Genomic DNA, 21,541 nt, shown 5'->3' with positions numbered 1-21,541 from the left:
ACGCTGATGCAGCGCGCGATGATGGGTATAGGCTTGGCGCTCGCACTGCTTGTAGGTCTCTATTTCTACGGATCGCCGCAATACAGAGAACTGAAGAATGCGTGCATTGAAACCGGCATGGACCATTCGGATGCTCCATCGGACGATGATCTGCACCGCTTGTGGATGGCTTGCCGCAAGATAGGCTTTGGCGCTCCATTATGAAACGAGGCAGGCGGATAAGGTCGGCTTGTGGCCCGTTTGAGACGTGCCCACCAGCTCCGAGAATGTCCGTTCACCCGGATAGACCCGAAGCTCGTAGGGTGGGTTGAGCCCTTGCGAAACCCATTGCTGTCTTCTGTCGTCATCTCATCATGACTGGTTATCCTCGTAACCTTTGTCCCGGGTGGCAGCTTCTTCTTCAGCGCATGACCGTGAAAATGGTGAGAGACGATGGGTATCGCTGCGCTCCACCCATCCTACGCGCTGAGGGTGAGCGTCACGCGCTTGCGGATGGACAGCTGGCTCAAGGTTGTGTCATATCTGCCGAGCAACCGACAAAATGGGGCGCTCAATGGATCGCTTGCCGTATCTTCTCAACTTGGTTTGGATATATCCGTTGAGCTTCGGTCCGACCCTGCTCTGGAAACCCTTTTGCTATGTTTGCTCTGTGGTGCTGGGTGCCACCTATGTCGGGATATTCATCTCGGTCGGCCTCTTGCGCTGGAGAGGGCTCCCACTCAATGCAACCGCTGGCGAATACAATGAGCGAGTTAGGTTTCTGCGCAATGAGGTGACACGAGTTTCGACCGATGATGATGTCGCTTCTGGTTGACGACCTCCAACAACCGCTTCTGGCCCGTTTGAGACGTGCCCACCAGCTCCGAGAATTTCGTTCACCCGGATGGACCCGAAGTCGCCAAGGTCCGGCCAAGCCGGCGCGAATGACCCGAAGCGGAAACCGCGGCCCCTGCGAGGCTAAGTGAGCGACTGAAGCAATTTTGAACGTTCTTGGTAGTGAGAAGAACGGCAAATCTGGTATTGTCGTGGCCCGATCCGCGAGGCAATACGCTCATGATCAAGGTGCTGGACTGGTTTAGATCGCACCCCGTACTGATCGGCCCCGCTCTGCTGCTGACGTCAATCGCGGCGGTTCTGTATTTGTTTATTGACCCCATCACCGCCCTGTTTGTCGCGGTCGTTTCTCTTGCCGCTGGTTTCGCCGCGCTGGTTGACCCAAAGACATACTCCCGCAAGCCGCCAACCGGAACGCACCAGCGTTGAGTGATCTCGGAAGTCGGCTTCTGGCAGCGCCGCGACCTTGGAGTGATTGGAATTACGGTGCACCGTGATAGCCCTTGTGGCGAATGAGATATTGTCGGACCGTCCGGTTCAGGTGGCTCAATCATGCTCAGGCTCGCTCCGCCAGTTTGGACGTTGATCTTCATCCTGCTCTGCGTCGCGCTGAGCTGGTTACTGCACTGGCCAGTAGTTCCCGGCCTGCCGTTGCCAGCGCTGGGACTAGTGTTGGTGGGACTTGCGTTCATCCCGCCCGTCCTGGCTTTCCTCCTGTTCCGGAGCGAGGATACCGAAATCAATCCGGTGTCGCCGACCAACCGGAAACTCATCACGCGTGGTCCCTACCGGTTCACCCGCAATCCGATGTATTTGGGCCTCGTCACTCTCGCTCTCGGCCTTGCAATATGGATCGGCGCCTGGCCGATGTTCATGGCGCCCGTTGCCGTCTTCGCGACCGTCAACTGGATCCACATCCCCTTCGAGGAGGCCAAGATGCGCCGCCAGTTCGGCACGGCGTATGATGACTATGTCGCGCGGGTGCGGCGCTGGCTGTGAGACGCCGGCATGGCCGTGCGTGCGCGGTGAGGGGATAACCTCAGGCCGGAATTGCGGTGCAGTCCAGCACTGACACCGTAATCGTGTCACCGTAATCCTAGGCATCCACCACGCCAGCAAGCTGGTGTGCACGCTGCCGAGCCAGTCGCGAGTGGTTTGGGTCGGCGCGTTGGTCATCGCCTGTTACGCACAGCAGGAGGCCGCATCCGGTTCACCGGAGCGTACCGCCTGGATCGGCGGACACGCCACCGAGCCGTAGGAGCAGAACACGCAGCAATCGCCCGACTTCGGCTTTAGCTTTGTGCCGCAGCCGGTGCATTCATAGAAGAACTGGCAGGCATCGGTCGGCATGGTCTCCGATTTCGCGGCGGCACAGTGCGGACACGTGATGGTCGATTGAAGCAGCATCGGATCAGCTCTTGGGCGCGGACGGATAACCCGCCTTCGTGGTCGCCGATGTCAGTTGGTTCACATCGGCCTTGGCGTCGTCATAGATGACCGTTGCCGTGCTGTCCTTGAAGGACACAGCAACCTTGGCAACGCCGGGCACGGCTTTCAGGCTACCTTTGACGATGGAGGGGCAGGCCGCGCAATCCATATTGTTCACAGCCAAGGTGATCGTCTTGTCGGCGGCTATCGCTGCTGGCGAGGCGATGATGGTGGCGGCACAGGCCGCGAGGGCGAGGATCTTGTTCATTGGGAATCTCCGGTTACGAGTTGAGAAAGAGCGGTGCGATGAAGTCGAGAGCCAGCGCGGCGATGACGAGAATGGTTGCGAGGATGAGGCCCGCTTTGACGAGGCGATTTGGCAACGGGCGCGCGCAGGCCTCGCCATCGGCGCAGGCGCGCGTTGAGGATCGGTAGACCAGCCAATAGCCGTACCCGAGGAACGCGAGCGTCGCGGTGAGGAAGTACGGCTGGTAGGGGGCAAGCCGAGTGAAGTTCCCGATCCATGCTCCGCTGACCCCAAGACCGAACAGGGCGAGGGGCAAGATGCAACACGACGAAGCCGCGAGGGCCCCAACAAGGCCGCCGGCCGCCATGAGGGTTTGCCGCCGATCGTCGGCGATGTGATCAGCTTGCTTGATCATGATGGGCTAAACCATGCATCCTGTAGGGACTACAGGATCAAGGACTATTTCATGCGCACCATCACGCCTTCGGGAGCCGAAAGCATCTCAATTGGTGAGCTGTCCAGGGATAGCGGCGTGAACATTGAGACCATCCGCTATTACGAGCGGATCAAAATGTTGCCGGCGCCGCCCCGAACCGCAAGCGGTCGACGGGCATACGGACCAGCCGAAAAACGCACATTGGCTTTCATCCGGCGTTCCCGCGACCTCGGATTCACTCTCGAGGAGATTCGCGCCTTGCTGGTCTTAGGAGGGCCGGAGCGCGCTTCGTGTGCCGATGTGCACAAGATTGCCAGCACGCATCTGGCGAACGTTCGCAATAAACTCTCGGATCTTGTCAAGCTTGAAGCCATCTTGGCAGAAACGGTCGCGCAATGCTCCGACGGTGCTACGCCCGACTGCCCGGTGCTCGACATTCTCGATGCCGGCAGGCAGAGCGCCTAGGCTCGGCCGATGTTTGACGCGCGTCGGGCTGCGCAAGTCCGATGGCCCATCAGCGAAGTAGCGGCGCACCTTGTTGAGGTCCGCTTGTTGAGGCATGGCGGACTAGATTTGCTCACGTTGAGTTCTTCGCATTTTGACCCAAAGCGGGCGTAGGGCAGGAACGCGCTGAAGTCGGCTTCTGACCGGAAGCGCCCATCACCCTTCCGGCACGCCAGCGAGGCGAAAGCCTTCACACGTGCGCTTGAGCCCGGCAAGAAAAGCCGGGTTGTCACTTTGTTGAGCAGCGACAAAACGACGGATGGTGAAACCTGAGTTGAGCGCAAGTCCCGTTCTCGCAGCAGTTCGCGCCTCATCGAGCGCGCCGGTCAGGCCCAACGCTGCGGCGAGCGACAAATGAGCGAGAGGAAAGTTGCGGTTCGCCTCAGTGCTTTGTCGTAGCCAATTGACGGCTTCGACGTCCAAAACAAGCTGTAGCTTCGCCACGCCCACAAAACACGTCCACTGGTAGGCTTCAACGTCGCGAGGGGAGAGACGTAAAGCCTCGCGTATATGGCCTTCGGTCTCGGCAGCGCGACCCAAATAGAATTTGGCAAAACCAAGGGCGGCATGAGAGTTGGCCCTATTCGAGTCCAGCGCCAACGCATGCTCGAATTCACGGATGCCTTGGGCGGCCCGGTTCGTAAAGATCTGGACCCAACCCCGCGCCGAGTGGGCTGAAGTATAGTTCGGCCTGATCGACAATGCCTTATTCACCATCGCCTCAGCCGCTGCAAACCGCGCAGGCCCATCATCCGTGGTAAAGCTGGACCCAATTGCCGTATCAACAGTCGCCAGGCCAATCATTGCTTCGACGTTGCCGGGGTCGAACTCCAGAGCGCGTTCGAAGAAACTCCGCGCCTGCGTTACGTCTTCAGGGCTAAACCCCTTCATCAACCAGGCCCGGCCCTGGAAGTACAAGTCCATCGCATCGGGATGCAGCGTACGCTCGGCTCGTCGCGCCTCAGCCACGATGAGCTGCGCACCTAATGTATTGGCGAGCCTCGATACGATTTCGTCCTGCATGTCGAACAGGTTGACGACAGGTTTCTCGAAGCGCTCGGCCCAAAGATGCTGGCCGCTCCTGGCATCGATCAACTGCACGTTCATCCGAAGCCGCTTGCCACTGCGTTGCACTGAACCTTCGAATACGTAGCGAACGTTTAATTCGCGGCCGACTTGCCGTACATCGACTGGTCTACCCTTGTATGAGACGGCACTGTCCCCTGCGATTACAAATGAACCACTGATGCGCGACAAGTCCGTGGTCAAACTCTCGGTTACACCATCGACAAAGTAATCCTGCTCGGGGTCACCACTGAGGTTGACGAAAGGCAGCACGACGATTGAAAGACGCGGCGTTGAAAGCGGGCCCTGGCTTGCGCGTTCAACCTGTGTCGCGGAGCTTGGACCATCCCGGACCACTGCATAAGTCCGGACCGGAAGGGCGATGTTTTTGAGGTTCTGCTCGCCCAAATCAGCGAACTCAACGCCGATTTTACCTCTGACGTGATCATGCACGGAAGACGAGATGCAGATACCACCTGGCTCTGCGATGCTTTCAAGCCGCGCCGCAATGTTCACACCGTCCCCAAAAATGTCATGCGGCTCAACTATTACGTCGCCTATATTGATCCCCGCCCGAAAGGCAATGCGATCGTCTTTGGCCTCGTCGATCGTAAGTTCGTGAGTCCGGGTCTGGAACTGCATCGCAGCTCTAACCGCCTCTACCGCGCTGGCGAACTCCGCCAAAAACCCATCGCCTGTGTTCTTCACGACGCGGCCACCGTGCTCGGCGATTGCTGGGTATACAGCCTCCATTAGGAGCGTCATTAGTTTGGCATGCGTACCCTCCTCGTCATGGTGCATGAGCCGCGAATAGCCCGCCACGTCGGCGGCCAAAATCGCCGACAATCTGCGCTCGACCCGCGACGGCCGCTCTTGCGCCATGAATACAGACCTTTCGACCTGCACGTTCTACGACAAATCCGGCTGCCGCGCCACGACCACTCAATCGAGTTCCCGAAGAAGGCAATAGTAGCGGCTTGATCAATCGGAATGGCCTCCAATCGGTTGCCCGTTCAGCCCAAAATCCGGGCGCGCGCCTAAGAAAAGCTTTGCCCATTGCTCGCCGTCGCAGACCGCCGCGCTGCCATGGACGGCCGCGTAGCGTTACCAAGGATTAATTTCTTCGACAGGAGACGGAAAGAAACGATCTGCTAAGATGGATTCGGCGGAGGAGCATCGCTATGCGCCGCAGCTCAATCCTGCACGCTGTTTCCGCAGCCGCTCTGTTCCTGGGATCCAGCCTCATCTCGGAAGCATCCGCCGAGACCCCCGGCCACGCCCTGGCTGTCTCCGTCGACGATTTCAAATATAAAGACACGTCGAACGAGCCAACCGATCAGACGGCCGTGCATGAAAAGCGATTGCAGGCCTTCATGACCGCGCTGCGGGACGATGTCACGGCGGACCACCGTTTTGAGCTTGTGCCGTCCTCCTGCGCTTCAAATTGTCCGACCGATGGACCGACGTTGCGCGATCGGCTGCGCGCGGCGTCACAGGACGGCGCACAGATCCTGATCATCGGCGGCTTTCATAAGATGAGCACGCTGGTGCAGTTTGCGCAGACCGTTGCTATCGATACAAAATCCCAGCGCATCCTGTTTAGGAAATACTTCCAGTTCCGCGGCGACAACGACGAGGCATGGCAGCGGGTGGAGCGCTTTGTATCGGAGGAGGTTCGCGACCGGCTGCTTGAAAGCACATCGCAGCAATAGACTGTGCATGGCACCGTTAGTCCGCTTCTGGCCCATCAGCGACGTAGCGGCGCACCTCGTCGAGGTCCGCTGAGTGAGGCATGGCGGACTAGATTTGCGCAGGTCGAGTATTTCGCATTTTAACCCATTCGGACATCGGACCCTGTCAGCGCCTGAGCTGAGAGCCATGGATGGTTGCCCCAGCACCTGGGCTGCGATAGGCGTTTCGCGAGGCCTTTATTCCGCGGGGTTAACATGAGACGACGCGATTTCGTAGCCGGCCTTGGCGCCGCAGCGTTGCCTTTACCGGCGTGCGCTCAATCAAAGAACGATCATCTCGCCCGCGTCGCATACTTAGGTGTTGGGAGCCCGGGCGCCTTCGATCCTCGGCAGATCGCAGGGTTCAAACAAGGTCTGCTCGAGAATGGCCTTGTAGAGGGCAGAACGATTGAGGTTGATTACCTGTGGGGCGAAGGCGATCCAAACCGCGTCAAAGAGCTGGCAGCAGCTCTCGGACAGCGCGATCTCGACGTCATCATCACTGCCGGCTCAGAGGCGACACTTGCGCTCATGGCCACTGGAACCAAGACGCCCATCGTATTTGCAATCATCAGTGATCCGATTGGGACGGGAGTCGTTCAGAGCCTCAGCCGACCGGGCGGCAATGTCACCGGCTTGGCGATGTCTGGCACAGATTTGGAAGCCAAACGGGTGGAAGTGCTGAAGGAGGCTGTACCAGCAGCTACAAGGATCATGGTGCTGCACGACCCGAAGGTAGGGCAGGCCGGAGTGGCTGAAGTACAGGCGACTGCGCGTGCACTCAAGCTTGAACCACTGATTGTACAGGCCGCTGATCCCCGCGAATTTGACGGTGCATTCGCGCACGCGAAGGAACAAGGCGCGGATGCGCTTGTAACGATGGCATCTCCCTTCCTGAACTATAATCGCAAGCGACTGATCGAGTTGGCAGGACGCTATCGATTGGCATCGATTTGGTATGGCGCTGCCTTCGTCAGAGAGGGAGGGCTGCTATCGTACGGTCCGAGCTTTCCGGATATGTACCGCCGGTCGGCCGGCTACGTGGCAAAAATTATCGGGGGCGCAAAGCCCGCCGACATCCCGGTTGAACAACCTGTAAAGTTTGAGATGGTCATAAATCTCAAGACCTCAAAGGCGCTCGGGCTCGAAATTCCAGCGGTGCTGATCGCTCGCGCCGACGAGGTGATCGAATAGCAGGCCATATCAGCAGATGCCCTTCCGCGATATCCAGCGATGTCCGCTACCGCGCCGTTGTTGGCGGAGAAGCGGACATCGGGGCGGGAGCGAAGCGCTCCGATCTAACGAGGATGCGGTCCTAGGCGCGGCTACTCGTCGTCCTCGTCGTCTTCTTCCTCGTCTTCGTCGTCCTCGTCGTCGATTTCCAGGCGCTCGAGCGTGGCCAGCGGCAGCGTCTCGCGGAACAGATCGCCCTCCGAGCCCATCCAGAGGCAGACGATGTCGTCGCCCTTCACCTCTGCGACGGTCAGCGGCTGGCCGCCGGATTTCAGCATTACGACGTCGCCGGTTTTCAGTTCCATGAATGGTCCTTTCGGGTTGATCGACGGGAGCGGAGCCTAGCAAGCCGTGATGACACGCCGATCACGGGCTATGGACCCGTGAAGTGCGCCGGCTTGCGTGGACTGCGAAACGTCGATGGCAGAGTTCGCGTGGGAGATCGCTCGATATTCGCTTCAGGATTATTCCGTCCCAGGCGCGGCGATGGTGGCATCATGCGCCTGTTTTGCCCGACGCGTCAACTGATTTCGTAAAATCAGCAGTCATGTTCTGTTTGGCGGCAAGCTGTTGAGTTCGCGAGCCACGTCCTACTGTGCATGGGGTTGTTTTCGAGATTTCAGCCCGGCACCAGCTCGGTCAGCGAGCGGATGATGCGGTCGGGCCTGACGGTCGAGCCTGCGGGCAGACCGTCGCCGTGCACGTCGATCCAGATCGCATAGATGCCGAGCCGCTGCGGCGTCACGACCTCCCATTCCAGATTGTCGCCGATCATCCAGGTGTCCTCGGCGGCGACGCCGAGCGCCTCCATCGCGTGCAGATAGGCGCGCTCCTCCGGCTTGCCGAAGCCGTGCTCGCCCTCGATCTGGATGTGATCGAAGCGATGGGTCAGCTCGAAGCGCTCGACCTTGGCGCGCTGCATGTCGGCGGCGCCGTTGGTGACCAGCGCGAGCTTGACGCCGTGCGCCTTCAACGCGTCGATCGCATCATGCGCGCCCGGGAAAACGAAGATCGCTTCCTCGCGATAGGTGGTGAAGCGGTCGGCGAGGCGCGCGGCAAGATCGTCGGAGAGGGCGCGATGGCCGTTAGCGGCGAGCGCGGCGAAGCCGCCGCGCACCGTGAGCCGCCGCGCCTCGCCGAGCTTCATCCGCCACGCCGCTTCCGCGTTCGACCAGAACTGCCGCGCATAGGCCAGCACGGCCGTCGCGACCTCTCGCGGCGGCAGCGGCGCGAGCTCGTCGGCGAATTCTTCCGCGATCGTGTTCCAGGCGATCTCGGGCCGGCCATAGGCCGACAGGATGGTGTCGTCCATGTCGATCAGCATGGCGCGGGGCAGCGGCTTGATTGCGGGCTTGATCGTCGTCATGGCCATTTCACCTCCGGCGGCAGCGACGACAGGATCGAATCCACATTGCCGCCGGTCTTGAGTCCGAAGATGGTGCCGCGGTCGTAGAGCAGGTTGAATTCGACATAGCGTCCGCGGCGGATCAATTGCTCCTCGCGATCCTCGGTGGTCCAGGTGCTAGCGAAATTGCGCCTGACGATGTCGGGATAGATCTTGAGGAACGCGCGGCCGACGCCTTGCGTGAAGGCGAGGTCGGCATCCCAGTCGCCGCTGTCGTGCCAGTCGTAGAAGATGCCGCCGACGCCGCGCGCCTCTTTCCGGTGCGGCAGATAAAAATACTCGTCGCACCACTTCTTGTACTTGTCGTAATCGGCAACGCCGCTGGGCTGGTCGCAGGCCTGCTTCATCGCGGCGTGGAAGGCGATTGTGTCCGCGTCCTCCTGCGTGCGCCGGCGATCGAGCACCGGCGTGAGATCGGCGCCGCCGCCGAACCACGCCTTGGTGGTGACGACGAAGCGCGTGTTCATGTGCACCGCCGGTACGTGCGGATTGCGCATGTGCGCGATCAGCGAGATGCCGGAGGCCCAGAAGCGCGGGTCTTCAGCCGCGCCCGGAATCTGCGCGCGAAACTCGGGCGCGAACTCGCCATGCACGGTCGAGCAATGCACGCCGACCTTCTCGAACAGGCGGCCCGACATCACCGACATCACGCCGCCGCCGCCGGCCGCCCCGCTGTGATCGGTGCGCTGCCAGGGCGTGCGCGCAAAGCGGCCGGCCTCGCCGGGATAGAGGTTTTGCGGCGCGTCGTCCTCGAGCCGCTCGAAGCTCGCGCAGATATCGTCGCGCAGATGCTCGAACCAGCTGCGGGCGCGGGCCTTGCGGTCTTCGATTGTCGATGCGTCCATATGCTATTCCCGAACGAACCTGCCGTCTCTCACGCCTGCGGACCGTAATAGGTGCAACTCTCGTTGCAACTGTCGCGATGGATGCTGACGCGGGTGAGCTTGCCGATCGGCGCGAGCCGCTCCCAGACGAAGCGCGAGAGATTTTCCAGCGTCGGGGTGCCGAGCGCCTCGATCTTGTTGAGGAACTTGTGGTCGAGCGTTAGCCGCACCTCCTCGATGGCGCGCTGGAGCAGGCCGAGATCGACCACCATGCCGGTCGCAGGGTCGGGCGTGCCGCGCACCGTCACCTCGGCGCGGAAGGAGTGGCCGTGGATCTCTTCGCTCGCCGCACCAAAGGTCGTTCCCGGCAGCGAATGCGCCGCCTCGAAGCGGAACGATTTCGTCAATTCCCACATCTGTCCGTCAACCCATCCTATCTGATGCCGAGCGATTTATGCGTCTGCACGCTCAGCCGCCATTGCGGATGGCGCAGGCAATAGTCGATCGCGCGCGCGGTGTTCTCTGCGATTTCGGGCCCGTCCATCGGCTGCAGCGAGAAGCGCTCGAAGGCGAGGCTCTCGAAACTCTCGGGTGCGGCGAGGGCCTGCGGATAGACCAGCTTCAGCTCGTGCCCCTGGCGCAGCAGCAGCTCGCTGCCGCCCTTGGGGCTGACGCAGATCCAGTCGAGTCCCTCCGGCGGAGCGACCGTGCCGTTGGTCTCGACGCCGATCTCGAAGCCGCGGGCATGGAGCGCCGCGACCAGGGCGTCATCGACCTGGAGCAAGGGCTCGCCGCCGGTCAGCACCACGTAGCGGTTGGAGGCCGCTCCGGTCCATTGCGCCGCGATGGTGTCGGCGAGTTCCATGGCCGAGCCGTAACGGCCGCCGAGCGTGCCGTCGGTGCCGACGAAATCCGTGTCGCAGAACTGACATGTGGCCTCGCCGCGGTCGGCCTCGCGGCCGCTCCAGAGGTTGCAGCCGGCAAAACGGCAGAACACGGACGCGCGCCCGGCATGGGCGCCTTCGCCTTGCAGGGTCAGGAAGATTTCCTTGACCGCGTAACTCACTGGTCTCTCCTTGTCATATCAATCGAACGGGTTCCGGACCTGCCGCAGCGCTTCGCCGGCGGCCATCGCCGCGCTCATGGCGACATTGAGCGACCGCAGCCCGGGCGTGATCGGGATCACCAGCCGCGCGTCCGCGGCCTCGACCACCGCATCGGTGACACCGGCGCTCTCGCGCCCGAATAGCAGGATGTCAGACGTCTGGTAACGGAAATCGCGGTAGTCGGTGGCACCTTTGGTGGTGAACAGCAGCAGGCGGTTGCCTTGGCCCACGCGCCACTCCTCGAATTTCGACCAGGAATCGTGCCTGACGATGCTGACATGGTCGAGGTAGTCCATTCCCGCCCGGCGGAAATGCCGGTCGGAGACCGGGAAGCCGGCCGGCTCGATGATGTGGGCGGCGATGCCCAGACAGGCGCACAGGCGCAGAATCGTGCCGGTGTTCTGGGGGATGTCGGGTTGGAAAAGTGCGATCTGCATGAGCAGCGGTCGGTCGGTTGTGGGTCGGAAATGTTTCAATAAAACATCGCCAGCCGCGGAATTCGTGCATTGCACGCTCCTGCGCGGTTAGCGGGCTTGCGCTCGTCCTGCAAGGGTGCCAATAGAACGATTCTGGACTGCTGTTTTCGCCTTGTTTTGGTGGGGACTAGCCAAGTTCTGCCGCCGCGGGGGGCCGCGGGCGCCGGCAGGCTGTTCCGGGGACCTTGGGGGCTCCCGGAGCGGTTCCGTCGGCAGCATAAGAAGAAAGGGTTGGAATCGTGACGACAGCGTCTTCGGCGGACCATCCGACACGCCGTGATTTCTTATTCGTTGCAACGGGGGCAGCTGCAGCAGTAGGGGGCGCGGCCGCGCTCTGGCCCTTTATCTCCCAAATGAATCCGGACGCCTCGACCATCGCCGCCGGTGCGCCGATCGAGGTCGATCTGAGCCCGGTCGCCGAGGGGCAGGACATCAAGGTGTTCTGGCGCGGCAAGCCGATCTACATCAGCCACCGCACCAAGAAGCAGATCGACGAGGCGCGCGCCGTTCCCGTGGCGAGCCTGCCCGACCCGCAGTCCGACGAGGCCCGGGTCAAGTCCGGCCATGACCAGTGGCTGGTCGTGATCGGCATCTGCACCCATCTCGGCTGCATTCCGATCGCTCATGAAGGCAATTACGACGGGTTCTTCTGCCCCTGCCATGGTTCGCAGTACGATTCGTCCGGCCGCATCCGCCAGGGGCCCGCGCCTGCGAACCTGCCGGTGCCGCCGTACCAGTTCGTTTCCGACACCAAAATCCAGATCGGCTGAGCTTCGGACCCGCGTCCGAAGCCTCGAACCGTCTTGTCGTATTATTTCCTCAGGATCGCATCATGAGCGGACCATCCGACTACCAGCCGAGCAATCCGGCCCTGCAATGGATCGAGCGGCGCCTGCCGATCCTGGGTCTCGTCCATTCCTCCTTCGTCGTCTATCCCACCCCGCGCAACCTGAACTACTGGTGGACCTTCGGCGCCATCCTCTCCTTCATGCTCGGGGTGCAGATCCTGACCGGCGTGATCCTGGCGATGCACTACACGCCGCACGCCGATTTCGCCTTCAAGTCGGTCGAGCTGATCGTCCGTGACGTCAATTACGGCTGGCTGCTCCGCAACATGCACGCGGTCGGCGCATCGATGTTCTTTGTCGCGGTCTACGTCCATATGTTCCGTGGCATCTATTACGGCTCCTACAAGGAGCCGCGTGAGGTGCTCTGGATCCTCGGCGTCATCATCTACCTCCTGATGATGGCGACAGGCTTCATGGGCTACGTGCTGCCGTGGGGCCAGATGAGCTTCTGGGGCGCCACCGTCATCACCAACCTGTTCTCCGCCATTCCATATGTCGGCGAGAGCATCGTGACGCTGCTGTGGGGCGGCTATTCGGTCGGCAACCCGACGCTGAACCGCTTCTTCTCGCTGCACTACCTGCTGCCGTTCCTGATCGCAGGCGTCGTCGTGCTCCACGTCTGGGCGCTGCACGTGGCCGGCCAGAACAATCCTGACGGTGTCGAGCCGAAGACGGAAAAGGACACCGTGCCGTTCACGCCGCATGCGACCATCAAGGACGGCTTCGGCGTTGCCTGCTTCCTGCTGCTCTACGCCTGGTTCATCTTCTACATGCCGAATTATCTCGGCGACGCCGACAACTACATTCCGGCGAACCCGGGCGTGACGCCGCCGCACATCGTGCCGGAATGGTATTACCTGCCGTTCTACGCGATCCTGCGCTCGATCCCGAACAAGCTCGCGGGCGTGATCGCGATGTTCTCGGCGATCATCATCCTGTGCTTCCTGCCCTGGCTCGATGCCGCCAAGACCCGGTCGTCGAAGTACCGTCCGCTGGCCAAGCAGTTCTTCTGGATCTTCGTTGTGGTCTGCATCCTGCTCGGCTATCTCGGCGCGCAGCCGCCGGAAGGCATCTACGTGATCGCCGGCCGGGTCCTGACGGTCTGCTACTTTGCCTACTTCCTGATCGTGCTGCCGCTGCTCGCGCGCATCGAGACGCCGCGGCCGGTGCCGAACTCAATCTCGGAGGCGATCCTCGCCAAGAGCGGCAAGGCCGTGGCCTCTATCATGGTCGCGCTTGTCGCTGCCGGCGCGCTGTTCGTCGGCACCTTGCAGGATGTCCGCGCAGAGGAAGGCGGCACCAAGCCGCCGGGCAACAAGTGGTCGTTCGCGGGCCCTTTTGGCACCTATGACCGCGGTGCGCTCCAGCGCGGCCTGAAGGTTTACAAGGAGGTCTGCTCCAACTGTCACGGCCTATCCTACATCGCCTTCCGCAACCTCGCGGAAGCCGGTGGCCCTGGCTATTCGGTGGCGCAGGCGGCGGCGTTTGCCTCCGACTACAAGATCAAGGACGGTCCGAACGACCAGGGCGAAATGTTCGAGCGTCCGGGCCGGCCGGCCGACTACTTTCCCTCGCCGTTCCCGAACGAGCAGGCAGCCCGCGCGGCGAACGGCGGCGCAGCGCCGCCCGATCTGTCGCTGATCACCAAGGCGCGCTCCTATGGCCGCGGCTTCCCGATGTTCATCATCGACTTCTTCAGCCAGTACCAGGAGCAGGGTCCGGACTATGTCGCGGCGGTGCTCCAGGGCTTCGAGGACAAGGCGCCGGAAGGCGTGACCATCCCGGAAGGCTCCTACTACAACAAGTACTTCCCGGGCCACGCCATCAAGATGCCGAAGCCGCTCAGCGACGGCCAGGTGACCTATGACGACGGCTCGCCGGCGACGGTTGCGCAGTATGCCAAGGACGTCACCACGTTCCTGATGTGGACCGCCGAGCCGCACATGGAAGCGCGCAAGCGCCTCGGCCTCCAGGTGTTCGTGTTCCTGATCATCTTCGCGTTCCTGATGTACTTCACCAAGAAGAAGGTCTGGGCCGACTCGCACTGAGCCGCGCACGCGAGACGAGAATGAAAAGGCCCCCGAAAAGGGGGCCTTTTTGTTGGACACGAGCGTGTGTTGTTTGGCGCGATTGCCTATCGCGCTTCCAGCGGCCAAAATACCCCAACATTCCCCCAGAAACTCGTCGGAGGACACCATGGGAACCGCGATCACCTTCAAGCGCCCGGACGGCAAGGACGCATCGGGCTATCTCGCCAATGCCGCGCGCGGCAATGCGCCGGGCGTGGTGGTGATCCAGGAATGGTGGGGACTGTCGGACCAGATCAAGGGCCTGTGCGACCGCTTTGCGCTCGCGGGCTTCGATGCGCTGGCGCCCGATCTCTACAAGGGCAAGGTCGTACCGTATCACGACACTGACGCGGCCGGCAAAGAGATGAACTCGCTCGACTTCATGGACGCCACCACGCAGACGGTGCGCGGCGCTACGCAATATCTGTCGCGCAACGGCGTCAAGGTCGGGCTAACAGGCTTCTGCCTCGGCGGCGCCGTCACCATTATTGGCTCGGTGCATGTGCCGGAGCTCGCCGCCGGCGTCGTGTTCTACGGCATCCCGCCGGAGCAGGCGGCCAAGCCCGCCGACGTCAAGATCCCGCTGCAGGCCCATTTCGCCAACAAGGACGATTGGTGCACGCCGGAGTTGGTCAACGGCTTCGAGAAGGCCATGAAGGCCGCCGGCAAGTCGCTGGAGCTGTTCCGCTATGACGCCGAGCACGCCTTCGTCAACGAGCAGCGCCAGGCCGTGCACGACCGCGAAGCCGCCGAGCTCGCCTGGGGACGGGCGACGGAGTTTTTCAAGAGGCATCTGGGGTAAGGGCGGTGCCAGACCGATCCGAAGAGGAAAGGGGCCACGAGCGAGAGGTCTTCAAGGTCCCGGCTGAGCATCGGGCCGCGATTGTTGAAGGCCTTGAGCAAGCCGAACGCGGCGAGTTCGCCAGCGAGGCTGAAATGGCAGCCCTTTGGAAGCGGTGCGGCCTCTGAGTTGTAGCCCGGACGGAGCGCAGCGTAATCCGGGGCGCTCTCATCGCGGTGCGAATCCCGGATTGCGTTGCACCTCCATCCGGGCTGCCGCTCCGGCCCCACCCTTGACGCCGTCCCCGCGCCATGGTGAGTATCGGCGCATGAGCACCGCAGCCCGCCCATCCCGTCGTTGGTGGCGCACCTCCTAAGAGGTGGCCGGTGCGATTTCTTTTCCCAGAATCGTCGAAGGTCGCCAGCACAGCGCGGCGGCCTGATCGTTTGTCCTGTGTGGCGTTCCCTCGGCAAGTTTCGTAAGAGGACCCCATGAACAGGACCGTCTTTGCCCTCCCGGCCAGAAGCGACTATGTGACCCGCGCAGGTCTCGCGATCACGCGCGTGGCGGAGCAGTTTACCGGCGGCGCCAACCGGCTCGACGATCTCGTCAGCCTGCTCGACCGCCGCCGCGGCGTGGTGCTGTCGTCGGGCACGACCGTGCCCGGCCGCTACGAGAGCTTTGACCTCGGCTTCTCCGATCCGCCGCTCAAGCTCGAGACCGTTGGCGTCAATTTCAAGCTGGAAGCGCTCAACGAGCGCGGCCAGGTGCTGATCGCCTTCCTCGCTGACGTCCCGCGCGAGCCCTGCGTGGTGATCTCCGAGAAGACGCAATCGCACCTCGCCGGCCACATCATCCGCGGCGATGCGCCGATCGAGGAGGACCAGCGCACGCGTCGCGCCAGCGTGATGTCACTGGTGCGCGACCTCGTCGCCGCCTTCTCCGCCAATGACGACGGGCTGCTCGGCCTGTTCGGCGCCTTCGCCTACGATCTCGTCTTCCAGATCGAGGACCTCGTCCAGAAGCGCGCGCGCGAAAAAGACCAGCGCGACATCGTGCTCTACGTCCCGGATCGTCTGCTTGCCTATGACCGCGCCACTGGCCGCGGCGTCGTGATCAGTTACGATTTTGCGTGGAAGGGCAAATCCACCGAGGGCCTGCCGCACGAGACTGCCGAGAGCCCGTATCAGAAGACGCCGCGCCAGGGTTTTGCCGATCACGCGCCCGGCGAATATCAGGCCACGGTGGAAACGGCCCGCGCTGCCTTTGCGCGCGGCGATCTGTTCGAGGCGGTGCCGGGCCAGCTCTTCGCCGAGCCCTGCGACCGCTCGCCGGCGGAAGTGTTCCAGCGCCTCTGCGTCATCAACCCGTCGCCCTACGGCGCGCTGATGAATCTCGGCGACGGAGAATTTCTGGTGTCGGCCTCGCCGGAAATGTTCGTGCGCTCCGACGGCCGCCGCGTCGAGACCTGCCCGATTTCCGGCACCATCGCGCGCGGCACCGATGCGATCGGCGATGCCGAGCAGATCCGCCAGCTCCTGAACTCGGAGAAGGACGAGTTCGAGCTCAACATGTGCACCGATGTCGATCGCAACGACAAGGCGCGCGTCTGTGTCCCCGGCACGATCAAGGTCTTGGCGCGCCGGCAGATCGAGACGTACTCAAAGCTGTTCCACACCGTCGATCATGTCGAGGGCATGCTGCGTCCCGGATTCGATGCGCTCGACGCCTTCCTCACCCATGCCTGGGCTGTCACCGTGACCGGTGCGCCAAAGCTATGGGCGATGCAGTTCGTCGAGGATCACGAGCGTTCGCCGCGGCGTTGGTATGCCGGCGCGATCGGCGCGGTGAATTTCGACGGCAGCATCAACACCGGTCTCACCATCCGCACCATCCGCATGAAGGATGGTCTCGCCGAGGTCCGCGTCGGCGCCACCTGTCTTTTCGATTCTGATCCGGCCGCGGAAGACCGCGAATGCCAGGTCAAGGCCGCAGCCCTTTTCCAGGCGCTACGCGGCGATCCGCCGAAGCCGCTGTCGGCGTTTGCGCCCGACGCCACCGGTTCGGGCAAGCGCGTGCTGCTGATCGACCACGACGACAGCTTCGTGCACATGCTCGCCGATTATTTCCGCCAGGTCGGCGCCAGCGTCACCGTGGTCCGCTATGTGCATGCGCTCGACATGCTCAAGCAGAAGAGGTGGGATTTGCTGGTGCTGTCGCCCGGCCCGGGCCGACCCGAGGATTTCGGGATCAAGAAGACGATCGCAGCGGCGCTGGAAGACAAGCTGCCGGTGTTCGGCGTCTGCCTTGGCGTCCAGGCGATCGGCGAATATTTCGGCGGCGAGCTCGGCCAGCTCACCCATCCCGCGCATGGCCGGCCCTCGCGTGTGCAGGTGCGCGGCGGGCGCTTGATGCGCAATCTGCCGAATGAGATCGTGATCGGCCGCTATCATTCGCTCTTCGTCGAGCGCGACAGCATGCCGGACGTTCTGAGCGTCACCGCCAGCACCGAGGACGGCGTCGCCATGGCGCTGGAGCACAAGACCTTGCCGGTCGCCGGCGTGCAATTCCACCCGGAATCGCTGATGTCGCTCAGCAACGAGGTGGGATTGCGTATTGTCGAGAATGCGTTCCGGCTGGATGCGCCGGTCAATTGAGAGGCACCAATGACCTTTGACCACGATCTGAAGGCGAGCGTCCGCACCATTCCCGACTACCCCAAGCCGGGGATCATGTTCCGCGACATCACGACCTTGCTCGCGGATGCGCGGGCCTTCCGCCGTGCGGTCGACGAGCTCGTCAACCCCTGGGCGGGCAACAAGATCGACAAGGTCGCCGGCATGGAGGCGCGCGGCTTCATCATCGGCGGCGCGGTTGCGCATCAGCTCTCGGCCGGCTTCGTGCCGATCCGCAAGAAGGGCAAGCTGCCGCACACCACCGTGCGGATCGCGTACTCGCTGGAATACGGCATCGACGAGATGGAGATGCATGTCGACGCCATCTCGCCCGGCGAGCGCGTCATCCTCGTCGACGACCTCATCGCCACCGGCGGCACCGCGGAAGGCGCGGTGAAGCTGCTGCGCCAGATCGGCGCCAACGTCGTCGCCGCCTGCTTCATCATCGACCTGCCCGAGCTCGGCGGCGCCGCCAAGCTCCGCGCCATGGACGTTCCGGTGCGCACGCTGATGACGTTCGAGGGGCACTGAGCGATCGCTGCGATCGTCAGATCGCCTCCGCCTTCAGCTCGGCCCGCCAGTGCGTCCCGCGCTCCTTCAGCAGTGCGTCCCTGACATAGGCGGTCTCTTCGTCCTCCAGACGCTCGCATTCGTCGAACGTCAGGCCGGCCTCACCGTGCGCGTTCCAGGCGGCCTGGAGGCTCCGGCAGGGGTGGCCGCCCTGGCGCAGTGAGAACCAGATGCGGTTCCGGATCGTCTCCAGGTTTGGGGCCTGGCCGACCCAGGCCTCGCCCGAAGCCGCACAGCGGATCACGTAGATGCCCGCAATGGCCTTCCGCTCCTTGTAGGCGGCGATGGCTGCTTTCCGGTCGATGCTCACGGCTGCGCTCTGGATGAAGGGGACGTTGATAATCGCCTCACTAAGCCCAACGCGGCCGGCAGTCAATATTATCCGGGTATAATTTGTAACCTAAGATCGCTGCAGGATCAGGCTGAGCTCGAGCTCGCGGAAGGCGAGGTAATTGCGCCGGGTCCACTGGTGCAGCTCGGTCGAGGAGTCCTTCTCCTGGCGCAAATAGCCGGTGAAGGAGAAGTTCAGCCGGTCGATATAGGTCTTGAGGAAGCCGGGCAGCGCCGGCAGCCGGAATAGCCGGCCGCCGGCCATCGCGGGCGGCAGCTCGCCGCGGAGGATGAACTCGTTGTCGACGGTGATCAGGTTCATCCGCGGGATCTGCAGGCGCAGCATCTCATGGGCGCGGGCGGAGACGCGGTCGGTGTCGGCGACGAACAGGATCTGTGGTGCGACATGCCGGCGCGCCGCTTCCTTGAGCAGGCCGATCTCGTCGGCCATCTTGAAGAATTCGTCGAAGGCGTGGAAGCCGAGGTCGATGACCTTGGCGAGCCCGTCATCGACGATGACGCGGTCCATCAGCTGCATCTTGCCGTAAGTGTCGATCACGTCGGCGGTCTCGGTCACCTTCGGCAGGTAATCGAGCAGCGACGGCTCCTTCAGATTGACGTCGAAGGCCGCGACATTGCCGTTCTTGAGCAGCAAGAATTCGGCGAGCAGCCGCGCCAGCAAGGTCTTGCCGACCTGCGGGCGGGGCGAGCAGATGATGTAAAGGGGCGTCGCGGGCATCACGAGCTATTATCTGAGCGAACTCACCGCCCAATCCAGCCGTATCCACCCATACTCTGCAACTATTTTTCGCTGCTGCGGCCGCCCGGCTTGGAGCCGACGATGTCGGTCAGGCGGATCCGGTCGAACTCGCTCCAGACGTTCGCCAGCCAGTGCCGGACATAACCGCGCAGCACGAACGAATAGTTCGCGGCATCGTCGTTGATGCCCTTGTTGGCGACAAATTTCAGGAACGGGACAGAGGAGACCTCGACCTGCTCATAGGCCATTTCGTTGAGCTTGGGGATGGTCAGCTCGGTCGCATCCTTGATGCGGTGGAAGTAGGAATTGTAGGTCGACTGGTCCCACTGGAAGAACTGGGTGTCGTTGATGAAGTTCTTCACTAGGAAATACTTGGCGCCGGTCATGAAACCGGCCGTTTCGGCGATCTCGTCCAGCGAGGCGATCGAGGGTCCCAGGATGTGGAACACCGCGAAGGTGATCTGGCCGGCCTTGGCGGCGTCGAGGAAACCGATATCGCGCAGCGAGGCCAGAGCCGGCGAGAGCAGGCCGGCGCGAACGTCGATCACGGTGACCGATGGGCTGGTCGCATTGAGCGTATCGAAGATCTTCATCTGATCGGCCGTCGTCGTCATGTCGACGATTTCGGTGATGTCGGGGTGGAAGCGCTTCAGCGTGCCGCGCGGGGATTCCGTGTCGAAGGCGCGGGTCGGCACGTTGTTGGCGGAAAAATAATCGAGCAAGGTGCGCGACACCGTGGTCTTGCCAACCCCGCCCTTGTCCGCGCCCACCACAACCACTGCCGGCTTTGCCATTGCTGTCCCCTAACGCGCGCCCCCGATCGCGAGGTCGCAATCGGCCGGGCCCCAAATCGATGTCCCAAGGATGTCCCAAGTCTGCTGTTGGGCGCGAACATGGCAGAAACAAGGGAGAATTCAAATCCGCAGGCCGCCGTTGCGGCAATTCCCGAGGTTTTTCCCAATCGCTGTGAAACCCGCCGCAAGTTGCGGCAAATCATGTGTTCAATGACGGCCCCAAGGACCCATGGGATTCCCGATCGGATTGCCGGCTGCGGTTCCGGAGGGGCCAGGCGCAGGCACGGGCGGCGGACTGGTCCGGCTGCCTGCATCGTTCCAGGGGCCTTGCGGCAGCGGCGGCGGGGCGTCTTGCCGGTCGGCTTGCGCCTCCGGCTCTTCCGTCTCGTCGGCGGGCGGCGGCAGCGGACCGGGATCGTGGCCGCCGGCAAATTTCACCAGCGCATCGACCCGAGACTGCACCGACGGGTGGGTCGCGAACAAATCGGCAAAGCCCTCGCGCGGATTGTCGAGGCACAGCTCCATCACCGCCGAGGTCGCACCCGGCAGCTCGCCGCGGTTCTCGATCTTGCGCAGCGCCGAGATCATGGCGTCAGGGTTTTTCGTCAGCTCGACCGAGCCGGCGTCGGCCAGATATTCGCGCGAGCGCGACAGTGCGAGCTTCACCACCTGCGACACCAGCCAGGCCACCACGATCAGCACGACCGCGATGATGATGACCACGATTGCGCCGCCGCCGGAGCTCTTGCTGTCGCTCGACGACGAGGACGACCGCGACGACGAGGAGGAACCCGACGACCACGAGCCGCCGGAGCTCCAGCTCAGATTCGTGAACAGCCGGAAGAACAATTCGCCGAAGAAGCCGACCACGCCGGCAATGATCACGGCGACCACCATCAGCTGCACGTCGCCGTTCTTGATGTGGGTGAGCTCGTGGCCCAGCACCGCCTCGATCTCCTGGTCGTTCAGCGCCTTCAGCAGACCCGTGGTGACGGTAACAGCATATTGCCGCGGATTGAGGCCGGTCGCGAACGCATTCAGCGCCGGGCTCTCCATGATCTTCAGCTTCGGCATGGCGATGCCGCGCGAGATGCAGAGATTTTCGAGCAGATTGTAGAGCCGCGGCTCCTCCTGCCGGGTGACGTCATGGCCGCCGGTCACCGCGTCGATCATCGACTGGTGAAAGAAGTAGGCGATGACAATCCAGGCAACCGCCGCGATCGTCGCAAAGGGCGCGGCCTTGAGCAGGTCGGCGAAGGCGCGGTTCAGATAATAGGCGACGGTTCCATCGCCGTTGATGACGACCTCGGCGACCAGCGCGCCGGCATAGACCAGCACATAGACCAGCGCGAACAGGCCGGCGAGCAGCAGCATCGAACGAAACTTGTTCGAGGCGATGTGCGTGTAGAGACCATACGCGGCCATG

Annotated in this window: 25 protein-coding genes; 11 read left to right on the top strand and 14 right to left on the bottom strand. The window is 62.6% G+C overall.

Annotated elements, in window-relative coordinates; all coding sequences use genetic code 11:
- From ABID59_RS12665 to ABID59_RS12655, 3 genes are all read left to right on the top strand, one after another.
- On the top strand, nucleotides 1-204 hold a 204-nt coding region (locus ABID59_RS12665; protein ID WP_354083587.1), incomplete at its 5' end, for a hypothetical protein.
- An 849-nt stretch (nucleotides 205-1,053) separates the two neighbouring features.
- Nucleotides 1,054-1,263 carry a hypothetical protein gene (locus ABID59_RS12660; protein WP_354083586.1) on the top strand — a complete coding sequence of 70 codons (210 nt, stop codon included), beginning with the start codon at nucleotides 1,054-1,056 and terminating at the stop codon, nucleotides 1,261-1,263.
- A 123-nt stretch (nucleotides 1,264-1,386) separates the two neighbouring features.
- A complete protein-coding gene (locus tag ABID59_RS12655) occupies nucleotides 1,387-1,833 on the top strand; it encodes a methyltransferase family protein (protein WP_354083585.1) in 447 nt (148 codons plus the stop codon).
- Between the two features lie 183 nt (nucleotides 1,834-2,016).
- On the opposite strand, the gene ABID59_RS12650 is transcribed toward ABID59_RS12655, so the two are convergent.
- From ABID59_RS12650 to ABID59_RS12640, 3 genes are read right to left on the bottom strand one after another with little or no spacing between them, the layout of a single operon-like run.
- On the bottom strand, nucleotides 2,017-2,241 hold the full coding sequence (locus ABID59_RS12650) for a GDCCVxC domain-containing (seleno)protein (RefSeq protein ID WP_354083584.1): 225 nt from the start codon (nucleotides 2,239-2,241) through the stop codon (nucleotides 2,017-2,019).
- A 4-nt stretch (nucleotides 2,242-2,245) separates the two neighbouring features.
- The gene (locus ABID59_RS12645; protein ID WP_354083583.1) at nucleotides 2,246-2,530 is read right to left on the bottom strand and encodes a heavy-metal-associated domain-containing protein; all 285 of its coding nucleotides are present in this window, start codon (nucleotides 2,528-2,530) and stop codon (nucleotides 2,246-2,248) included.
- A 13-nt stretch (nucleotides 2,531-2,543) separates the two neighbouring features.
- Nucleotides 2,544-2,924 (bottom strand): mercuric transporter MerT family protein, encoded by a 381-nt coding sequence (locus ABID59_RS12640; protein ID WP_354083582.1) that lies wholly within the window; start codon nucleotides 2,922-2,924, stop codon nucleotides 2,544-2,546.
- A gap of 51 nt (nucleotides 2,925-2,975) precedes the next feature.
- On the opposite strand from ABID59_RS12640, the gene ABID59_RS12635 reads away from it, so the two are divergent.
- Nucleotides 2,976-3,410: a MerR family transcriptional regulator gene (locus tag ABID59_RS12635; protein ID WP_354033676.1), complete on the top strand. Its 435-nt coding sequence runs from the start codon at nucleotides 2,976-2,978 to the stop codon at nucleotides 3,408-3,410.
- 195 nt (nucleotides 3,411-3,605) lie between these two features.
- On the opposite strand, the gene ABID59_RS12630 is transcribed toward ABID59_RS12635, so the two are convergent.
- Entirely contained in the window at nucleotides 3,606-5,396 is a 1,791-nt protein-coding gene (locus ABID59_RS12630) for an adenylate/guanylate cyclase domain-containing protein (RefSeq protein ID WP_354083581.1), read from the bottom strand.
- Between the two features lie 299 nt (nucleotides 5,397-5,695).
- On the opposite strand from ABID59_RS12630, the gene ABID59_RS12625 reads away from it, so the two are divergent.
- Both ABID59_RS12625 and ABID59_RS12620 read left to right on the top strand, forming a co-directional pair.
- Entirely contained in the window at nucleotides 5,696-6,226 is a 531-nt protein-coding gene (locus ABID59_RS12625) for a DUF2380 domain-containing protein (protein ID WP_354083580.1), read from the top strand.
- A 234-nt stretch (nucleotides 6,227-6,460) separates the two neighbouring features.
- The gene (locus ABID59_RS12620) at nucleotides 6,461-7,438 is read left to right on the top strand and encodes an ABC transporter substrate-binding protein (RefSeq protein ID WP_354083579.1); all 978 of its coding nucleotides are present in this window, start codon (nucleotides 6,461-6,463) and stop codon (nucleotides 7,436-7,438) included.
- 131 nt (nucleotides 7,439-7,569) lie between these two features.
- Here ABID59_RS12620 and ABID59_RS12615 read toward each other — a convergent pair whose 3' ends face one another.
- From ABID59_RS12615 to ABID59_RS12590, 6 genes are all read right to left on the bottom strand, one after another.
- Nucleotides 7,570-7,782: a YodC family protein gene (locus tag ABID59_RS12615; protein WP_354033672.1), complete on the bottom strand. Its 213-nt coding sequence runs from the start codon at nucleotides 7,780-7,782 to the stop codon at nucleotides 7,570-7,572.
- 314 nt (nucleotides 7,783-8,096) lie between these two features.
- Complete coding sequence (locus tag ABID59_RS12610; protein WP_502916795.1) at nucleotides 8,097-8,843, bottom strand: HAD family hydrolase; 747 nt, start codon at nucleotides 8,841-8,843, stop codon at nucleotides 8,097-8,099.
- On the bottom strand, nucleotides 8,840-9,727 hold the full coding sequence (hemF, locus tag ABID59_RS12605; RefSeq protein ID WP_354083577.1) for an oxygen-dependent coproporphyrinogen oxidase: 888 nt from the start codon (nucleotides 9,725-9,727) through the stop codon (nucleotides 8,840-8,842). The genes ABID59_RS12610 and hemF overlap by 4 nt, the downstream gene beginning before the upstream one ends.
- A 29-nt stretch (nucleotides 9,728-9,756) precedes the next feature.
- The gene (locus ABID59_RS12600; RefSeq protein WP_354083576.1) at nucleotides 9,757-10,122 is read right to left on the bottom strand and encodes a 6-pyruvoyl trahydropterin synthase family protein; all 366 of its coding nucleotides are present in this window, start codon (nucleotides 10,120-10,122) and stop codon (nucleotides 9,757-9,759) included.
- A 17-nt stretch (nucleotides 10,123-10,139) separates the two neighbouring features.
- On the bottom strand, nucleotides 10,140-10,772 hold the full coding sequence (gene queE / locus ABID59_RS12595) for a 7-carboxy-7-deazaguanine synthase (RefSeq protein ID WP_148750106.1): 633 nt from the start codon (nucleotides 10,770-10,772) through the stop codon (nucleotides 10,140-10,142).
- A gap of 18 nt (nucleotides 10,773-10,790) precedes the next feature.
- Entirely contained in the window at nucleotides 10,791-11,249 is a 459-nt protein-coding gene (locus ABID59_RS12590) for a tRNA (cytidine(34)-2'-O)-methyltransferase (protein ID WP_354083575.1), read from the bottom strand.
- A 278-nt stretch (nucleotides 11,250-11,527) separates the two neighbouring features.
- Here ABID59_RS12590 and petA point away from each other — a divergent pair, with 278 nt between their 5' ends.
- The 5 genes from petA (at nucleotide 11,528) to ABID59_RS12565 (ending at nucleotide 18,192) form a co-directional block, all read left to right on the top strand.
- Nucleotides 11,528-12,058, top strand: a complete 531-nt coding sequence (gene petA / locus ABID59_RS12585; RefSeq protein WP_148750101.1) for a ubiquinol-cytochrome c reductase iron-sulfur subunit — start codon at nucleotides 11,528-11,530, stop codon at nucleotides 12,056-12,058.
- Nucleotides 12,059-12,120: 62 nt separating this feature from the next.
- The gene (gene fbcH, locus ABID59_RS12580) at nucleotides 12,121-14,184 is read left to right on the top strand and encodes a cytochrome b/c1 (RefSeq protein ID WP_354083574.1); all 2,064 of its coding nucleotides are present in this window, start codon (nucleotides 12,121-12,123) and stop codon (nucleotides 14,182-14,184) included.
- A 148-nt stretch (nucleotides 14,185-14,332) separates the two neighbouring features.
- A complete protein-coding gene (locus ABID59_RS12575; RefSeq protein ID WP_354083573.1) occupies nucleotides 14,333-15,007 on the top strand; it encodes a dienelactone hydrolase family protein in 675 nt (224 codons plus the stop codon).
- 470 nt (nucleotides 15,008-15,477) lie between these two features.
- Complete coding sequence (locus ABID59_RS12570) at nucleotides 15,478-17,643, top strand: anthranilate synthase component I (protein ID WP_354083572.1); 2,166 nt, start codon at nucleotides 15,478-15,480, stop codon at nucleotides 17,641-17,643.
- A 9-nt stretch (nucleotides 17,644-17,652) separates the two neighbouring features.
- On the top strand, nucleotides 17,653-18,192 hold the full coding sequence (locus ABID59_RS12565; RefSeq protein ID WP_027529190.1) for an adenine phosphoribosyltransferase: 540 nt from the start codon (nucleotides 17,653-17,655) through the stop codon (nucleotides 18,190-18,192).
- A gap of 16 nt (nucleotides 18,193-18,208) precedes the next feature.
- Here ABID59_RS12565 and ABID59_RS12560 read toward each other — a convergent pair whose 3' ends face one another.
- The 4 genes from ABID59_RS12560 to ABID59_RS12545 all read right to left on the bottom strand — a co-directional run bounded on the left by ABID59_RS12560 (nucleotide 18,209) and on the right by ABID59_RS12545 (nucleotide 21,540).
- Nucleotides 18,209-18,541, bottom strand: a complete 333-nt coding sequence (locus ABID59_RS12560; protein ID WP_354083571.1) for a GIY-YIG nuclease family protein — start codon at nucleotides 18,539-18,541, stop codon at nucleotides 18,209-18,211.
- A 90-nt stretch (nucleotides 18,542-18,631) separates the two neighbouring features.
- On the bottom strand, nucleotides 18,632-19,300 hold the full coding sequence (locus ABID59_RS12555) for a P-loop NTPase family protein (protein ID WP_187434715.1): 669 nt from the start codon (nucleotides 19,298-19,300) through the stop codon (nucleotides 18,632-18,634).
- Nucleotides 19,301-19,362: 62 nt separating this feature from the next.
- A complete protein-coding gene (locus tag ABID59_RS12550; RefSeq protein ID WP_148750091.1) occupies nucleotides 19,363-20,115 on the bottom strand; it encodes a P-loop NTPase family protein in 753 nt (250 codons plus the stop codon).
- A gap of 207 nt (nucleotides 20,116-20,322) precedes the next feature.
- Complete coding sequence (locus tag ABID59_RS12545) at nucleotides 20,323-21,540, bottom strand: M48 family metallopeptidase (RefSeq protein ID WP_354083570.1); 1,218 nt, start codon at nucleotides 21,538-21,540, stop codon at nucleotides 20,323-20,325.
- Between the last annotated feature and the right edge of the window lies 1 nt (nucleotide 21,541).

The sequence above is a fragment of the Bradyrhizobium sp. S3.3.6 genome, from assembly GCF_040546905.1.
Lineage (GTDB): Bacteria > Pseudomonadota > Alphaproteobacteria > Rhizobiales > Xanthobacteraceae > Bradyrhizobium > Bradyrhizobium cytisi.
The sequence above is the reverse complement of the archived record's forward strand: the minus strand, read 5'-3'. Positions and strand labels throughout refer to the sequence as shown.